Genomic DNA, 6,077 nt, shown 5'->3' on the forward strand with positions numbered 1-6,077 from the left:
CACCACCGCACCGTCCCGGACCCCCTTCAGAGCCCGCAACGCGGCGACGGTGTCGACGCGGGCGACGTCGTCGTGCGACGCGGCGCTCGCCGTGCCGGTGGCCGCGACGGTGCCGACGACGGCGAGGCCGGCGAGGCCGGAGGCGCGCAGCAGGGCGCGGCGGTCGGTTCTCGTGGTCGTGCTCGGGTGCTGCGGAACGCTCATGGCGGACTTCGCCTTCCGAGAAGTGCCGAGGGGAGGGGAGCGTTCCTGCGAGAACTGCCGTGCGGGCGGATGGCTGGAAAGTGAGCGTGCCCGAGCATGACCCGGGACTCTCCCGGCGAGCTGGGCAGGCGCCGGGATGCGAGGTCGGTCGAGGTGGAGCGCCGGTGACGACAAGGCGTCCGACCGATTGGCAGGGACCGTACGTCGAACGTTTTGCGCCGTCAAGCCCCGGCAGGGGCGCGGGGAACTGCGCGAGCAGCCGTCATACGGCCGGAACCCGCGCAGCAACCCGGAGGGCCACGGCGCTCAGGCGGACTCCGCCACCCAGCCCAACTGCCCACTGATCCGCCGCGCGGCGTCCCGCACCTGGCCGCCCAGTTCCTGGTACTTCCAGGCCGGCAGCCCGAGTTTCAGCCCCGTGATGCTGATGGCGCCGACGCACGTGCCGTGGTCGTCGCGGACGGGCGCCCCGATGCAGATGATCCCCTCGGCGTCCTCCTCGTCGTCGAGCGCGTACCCGACGCGGTCGATGTCCTGGAGGTGCGCGAGGAACGTGGCCGGGTCGGTGATCGTGCGCGGCGTGCGCCGCGGCAGCCCGAAGCGCTCCACGACCGCCGCCGCCTCGGCCTGCGGCACGGCCGACAGGAGGGCCTTGCCGAGTCCGGTGCAGTGCGGCAGTTCGCGCTGGCCCATCCGCAGGTCGAGCCGGACCCGCTGGTCGAGCTCGACCTGGTCGACGACCACCGCGTGCCCGTCCTCCGGCACGGCGAGGCGCGACGCCATGCCCGTGGCGCCGGTCAGTTCGCGCAGCACCGGGTGGGCGACGCCGCGCAGCGAGACCTGGGAGCGGGCCCGGTCGCCGAGCCGGGCGAGGCCCATGCCGAGGCGGTAGCGCCGGTTCATGCCCTCGCCGTCGTCGGAGACGAGCCCGTACGAGCGCAGGGTCTGCAGGGTGCCGAACGCGGCGCTCTTGGAGATCCCGCAGGTCTGCGCGACCTCCGTGACGCTCAAGCCGTGACCGGGGGCGGGAGCGGCGAGGATTTCCAGGATGTCGGCGGCCCTGGCGACGCTCTTGACCCAGTACTTCGGCTCGGCCGGTGGGGTTCCTGGACCATCTCTGTTCGTCATGACCGAACAGTCTAGTCACAAACTGTTCGGCAATCTGCCCTCCGGGGGTTGACCTGCCAGAAAACCGCCCGTAGTCTCCGTACTGTTCTGCAATACAGAACACTGTTCTGTAAAACCTGCGCACTGGGCAGGCCGCAGAACACTTCCTGCGGAGACTGCCGGGCGGATGGCGCCAGGGTGCGGGGCCGGGCAGGGCCCATGACACCGACGACTCTCGACGCAAGGAGCAAGCACCATGAGTTCAGGCCCGGACGCCACCTCCGGAGCCCGGATCGCCGAGCGCGCCCGCACGGTCGTGCCCGGCGGAGTCAACAGCGGTCAGCGCAGCATCCCCGGTCTCACCGACCTCGTCGTCACCGGCACCGGCGGCGCCCGCTTCCGCACCGCCGACGGCCGCGAGTTCACCGACTTCCACGCCGCGTTCGGCCCGCCGCTGCTCGGCCACAACGACCCCGACGTCGCCCGCGCCACCGCCGAGGCGGGCGCCCGCATCGGACACATGGGCGTCGGCGTGACCGAGGGCGAGGTCGAGCTGGCCGAACAGCTCGCCGAGATCGTCCCGTCCATCGAGAAGGTCCTGCTCACCTCCACCGGGAGCGAGGCCACCTTCCACGCGCTGCGCGTCTCGCGCGCCGCCACCGGACGCCGGCTCGTCGTCAAGTTCCAGGGCTGCTACCACGGCTGGCACGACTCCGTGAGCCTCAACGTCATCTCCGCGCCCGAGAAGGTCGGCTCCCGCGACCCGATCTCGACCGGCATCCTGCCCGAGGTCCTCGACGCGACCCTCGTGCTCCCCTTCAACGACAGCGCCGCCGTGCGCCGCGCTTTCGCCGAGCACGGCTCCGACATCGCGGCCGTCATCGTCGAGCCCGTCCCGCACAACGTCGGCGCGCTCCTGCCGCACCAGGAGTTCCTCACCACGCTGCGCGAGGAGACGACGAAGGCCGGCAGCGTGCTGGTCTTCGACGAGGTCATCACCGGCTTCCGCCACGACCTCGGCGGCTGGCAGGCCATCTGCGGCGTCACCCCGGACCTCACCACGCTCGGCAAGGCCATCGCCAACGGCGCGCCCGTCGGCGCCATCGGCGGCCGGGCCGACCTCATGGACCTCTTCTCCACCACCCCGGGCGCCCCCGCGTTCTTCGCCGGCACCTACAACGGCCACCCCTCCGTGGTCGCCGCCGCCCTCGCCACCCTGCGCAAGCTCCGCGAGGAACCCGTCCACGCGCACGTCTACCGACTCGGCAACCGCGTACGCACCGAACTCACCGCGCTCTACGAGAAGATGGGCGTCCCCGCCGTCGTCACGGGCCACGGATCCGTCTTCGTCTCGTACTTCATGCCGGGCCCCGACACGCCGCGCACCTACGACGACCTGCTCGCCAACGACGCGTCGCTGTTCGTCGGCTACCGCCGCAAGCTCCTCGACCACGGCCTGTTCGAGCTGCCCCTCAACCTCAAGCGCAGCCACATCAGCTACGCCCACACCGATGCCGACGTCGACCGGCTCCTCGAAGCCACCGAGGCCGCCGTCCGGGCGGTCCTCGCCGAAGGCGGCGCCCGCGACCTGGAGAACGCCTCGACGATGGGTGGGGCGGTCCGCTGATGCTCACCGTGAACACGACCCGCCCGGCGGGCCCCGCGGGACGCATCACCCGCGTCGAGACCTTGATGCTCGGCACCGCATGGCGCGACTTCGGCTACGTCCGCGTCCACACCGACGAGGGCCTGTCCGGCATCGGCGAGATCACCCACCCCTACCGGGGCCAGGAGGTCTGCGCCCTCACCGAGTCGCTCGCCCGCCGCCACCTGATCGGCGCCGACCCCTTCGACATCGAGGAGGTCTGGCTCCGCCTCTACCAGGGCGATTTCCTGCGCGGCGGCGACATGGGCGGCATCGCCCTGTCCGGCCTCGACCAGGCCATGTACGACCTGATGGGCAAGGCCCTCGGCGTCCCCGCCTACCGGCTCACCGGCGGCGCCTGCCGCGACCGGGTCCGCGTCTACGCCAACGGCTGGTACAACGGCGAGCGCGACCCCGAGGTCTTCGCCGCCAAGGCCCGCGCCATCGTCGGCAAGGGCCTCACCGCCCTGAAGTTCGACCCGTTCGGGCCCGGCCTGCACGAGCTGGAGCGCGCCGAACTGCGCCGCTCCGTCGACCTCGTCGCCGCCGTCCGCGAGGCCATCGGACCCGACGTCGACCTCTTCATCGAGGGCCACGCCCGGTTCGCCATGCCGACCGCGTCCCGCCTGCTGCGCGAGCTGGAGCCGTACGACATCGGCTGGTTCGAGGAGCCGCTGCCCTGGACGCACATCGAGCGCTACGCCGAACTGCGCCGGCGCGCCCCGTTCCCGATCTCCGGCGGTGAGCACTTCCACAACCGCTACGAGTACAAGCAGCTCTTCGCGACCGAGGCCGTCGACATCGTCCAGCCCGATCTGTCCATGGCCGGCGGCTTCACCGAGGTCCGCAAGATCGCCGCCATCGCCGACACGCACGGCATGCTCGTCGCCCCGCACAACTCCAACTCGCCGCTGTGCACCACGGTGTCGGTGCACGCCGCGCTCGGCATCCCCAACTTCAAGATCCTGGAGACCTTCGACGCGCTCCTGGAGGACCACGTCTTCCAGGCCCTCAAGGGCACCCTGCCGCTCGCCGCCGACGGGCACATCGACCTGCCGACCGCGCCCGGCCTCGGCGTCGAACTCGTCGACGAGGTCTTCGAGGAGCACCCCCCGAGCCACCGCTTCTGGAACATGTTCGCCGAGGGCTGGGAGAAGAGGAACCGGACATGATCGTCGACGTCCACTCCCATCTGTTCCGGCACAGCCACGACTTCACCGACCCGTTCGCCTCCGACTCCGCCCGCGCTCACGCGGGCGAGGTCGACCTGACGGTCAAGTGGGAGGAGTACGCGGCCAGTTCACCCGCCGACACCCGCACGATCGTCGTCGGCGGCAAGGCCCGCCGCAGCGGCCTGTGGGTCGACGACAAGGCCGTCGCCGCCTACGTGGCCGAGCACCCGGACCGCCTCATCGGCTACCTCGCCCTCGACCCCACCCAGCCCGGCTGGCAGGACGAACTCCGCTACGGACACCAGGAACTGGGTTTGCGCGGCATCAAGCTGATGCCGATGTACGCGGGCTTCGACCCGGCCGACGAGGCGTACGACGAGCTGTACGCGTACGCCGAACGGCACGGCCTCCCGCTCCTCGTGCACACCGGCACCACGTTCGTGTCGGCGGCGCCGCTGGAGTACGCGATGCCCCGCCACCTCGACGCCGTCGCGATCCGCCACCCCGAACTCCGCATGGTCCTGGCCCACTTGGGCCACCCCTTCGAGGGCGAGTGCATCGCCGTCATCCGCAAGCACCCGCATGTGTACGCGGACGTCAGCGCCCTGCACTACCGGCCGTTCCAGCTGTGGCACAGCCTCCGGCTCGCCCAGGACTACGGGGTGCTGCACAAGCTCCTGTTCGGCAGCGACTACCCGTTCACCACGGTCGACGACTCGGTGAAGGGACTGCGGGAGATCGCCGCGATCCCCGGCATCCCCGGCCTGCCCCCGCTCGACGCCGAAGCGGTGGAGGACATCATCCGGCGGCCCTCCCTCGACCTGCTGGGCCTGACGTGACGGGCGGAGCGCGCGGCACCGACCGCTTCGACCTGACCGGCCGCACCGCACTGGTCACCGGGGCCGCCCGCGGCCTCGGCCGCGCCTTCGCCGTCGGGCTCGCCGAGGCGGGCGCGGACGTCGTCCTCGTGGACCTCCCCGGATCCGACGGCATCGTCGAAACGGCCGCCGCCGTCGAGCAGTTGGGCCGCCGCGCCTGGACGTACGGGCGGGACCTGGCCCGCACGGAGGAGCTCGCCGGGTTCGCCGACACGGTCCGCGGCGACTGCGGGCCGCTGCACGTCCTCGTCAACAACGCGGGCACGGCCGCCCTGGAGCGCGTGGGCGAGATCACCCCGGCGAGCTGGGCCGCCGTCATGCGGGTCAACGTCGACGCCGTCTTCTTCCTCACCCAGCGGGTGACCGAGCACATGGTCGCGGACGGGGTGCGCGGCCGCGTCGTCACCATCACCTCGAAGAACGCCCTGGTCGCGGAGGCGGGCCTGGCCCACTACAACGCCTCCAAGGCGGCGGCGCAGCTCCTCACGGAGACCTTCGCCGTCGAGCTCGCCCCGCACGGCATCACCGCGAACACCCTCGCGCCCGGCATGGTCGAGACCCCGATCGACGGCGAGTTCCCCTTCGACCGCGAGGCGTTCGAGGCGGCCTACCGCGAGCGCATCCCGCTCGGCCACTACGCCCGGCCCGACGACTGCGTCGGCGCGCTGCTGCTGCTCGCCTCCGACGCGGGCGCCTACGTCACCGGCGCCCGCCTCGTCGTCGACGGCGGTGTCCTGGCCGACCAGATGCCCCGCATGCGCTTCATGCCGCCGTACCGCAACTCCCTGACCCGACCTGACAGTTGAGGAGCACCGTCCCGATGGACGAGTCACGCAGACGAGCCCTGCTGCTGTCCGGCCTGGCCGGAGCGGGCGCCGTGATCGCGAGCCCGGCGCCGGCGCAGGCCGCGTCCCACGACGACGTAGGGCACGTGGACACCGTCGCCGCGTTGCGGGCTCTGAAGGGGGTCCGGGACGGTGCGGTGGTGATTGTCGCCGGGTATCACCGGGCCGGTGACGGCGGCGGGATGGCCGTGCGCTGGGACGCCGGCTCGGCCGCCGGACACAACGG

The 6,077-nt window shown here is 71.9% G+C and carries 6 protein-coding genes and 1 pseudogene; 5 read left to right on the forward strand and 2 right to left on the reverse strand.

Features of this window, described 5'->3' with window-relative positions; all coding sequences use genetic code 11:
• Both M4J07_RS46225 and M4J07_RS46230 read right to left on the reverse strand, forming a co-directional pair.
• Positions 1-204, reverse strand: a 204-nt coding sequence (locus tag M4J07_RS46225) for a hypothetical protein (RefSeq protein WP_255983104.1), incomplete at its 3' end; no start/stop codon positions are given.
• Between the two features lie 306 nt (positions 205-510).
• Positions 511-1,332 (reverse strand): IclR family transcriptional regulator, encoded by an 822-nt coding sequence (locus tag M4J07_RS46230; protein WP_255983106.1) that lies wholly within the window; start codon positions 1,330-1,332, stop codon positions 511-513.
• A gap of 235 nt (positions 1,333-1,567) precedes the next feature.
• On the opposite strand from M4J07_RS46230, the gene M4J07_RS46235 reads away from it, so the two are divergent.
• The 5 genes and pseudogenes from M4J07_RS46235 to M4J07_RS46255 form a co-directional block, all read left to right on the forward strand.
• A complete protein-coding gene (locus M4J07_RS46235) occupies positions 1,568-2,938 on the forward strand; it encodes an aspartate aminotransferase family protein (protein ID WP_255983108.1) in 1,371 nt (456 codons plus the stop codon).
• Entirely contained in the window at positions 2,938-4,128 is a 1,191-nt protein-coding gene (locus tag M4J07_RS46240) for a mandelate racemase/muconate lactonizing enzyme family protein (protein WP_255983110.1), read from the forward strand. The genes M4J07_RS46235 and M4J07_RS46240 overlap by 1 nt, the downstream gene beginning before the upstream one ends.
• Positions 4,125-4,967 carry an amidohydrolase family protein gene (locus M4J07_RS46245; protein WP_255983112.1) on the forward strand — a complete coding sequence of 281 codons (843 nt, stop codon included), beginning with the start codon at positions 4,125-4,127 and terminating at the stop codon, positions 4,965-4,967. The genes M4J07_RS46240 and M4J07_RS46245 overlap by 4 nt, the downstream gene beginning before the upstream one ends.
• Positions 4,964-5,812, forward strand: coding sequence for an SDR family NAD(P)-dependent oxidoreductase (locus tag M4J07_RS46250; protein WP_255983114.1), 849 nt, complete (start codon positions 4,964-4,966; stop codon positions 5,810-5,812). Before M4J07_RS46245 ends, M4J07_RS46250 begins: the two co-directional genes overlap by 4 nt.
• Positions 5,813-5,826: 14 nt before the next feature.
• Positions 5,827-6,077, forward strand: a pseudogene (locus M4J07_RS46255) (peptidase C14); the annotation flags it as partial.

Source organism: Streptomyces longispororuber (assembly GCF_024448165.1).
In the GTDB taxonomy this organism is placed as follows: domain Bacteria; phylum Actinomycetota; class Actinomycetes; order Streptomycetales; family Streptomycetaceae; genus Streptomyces; species Streptomyces longispororuber_A.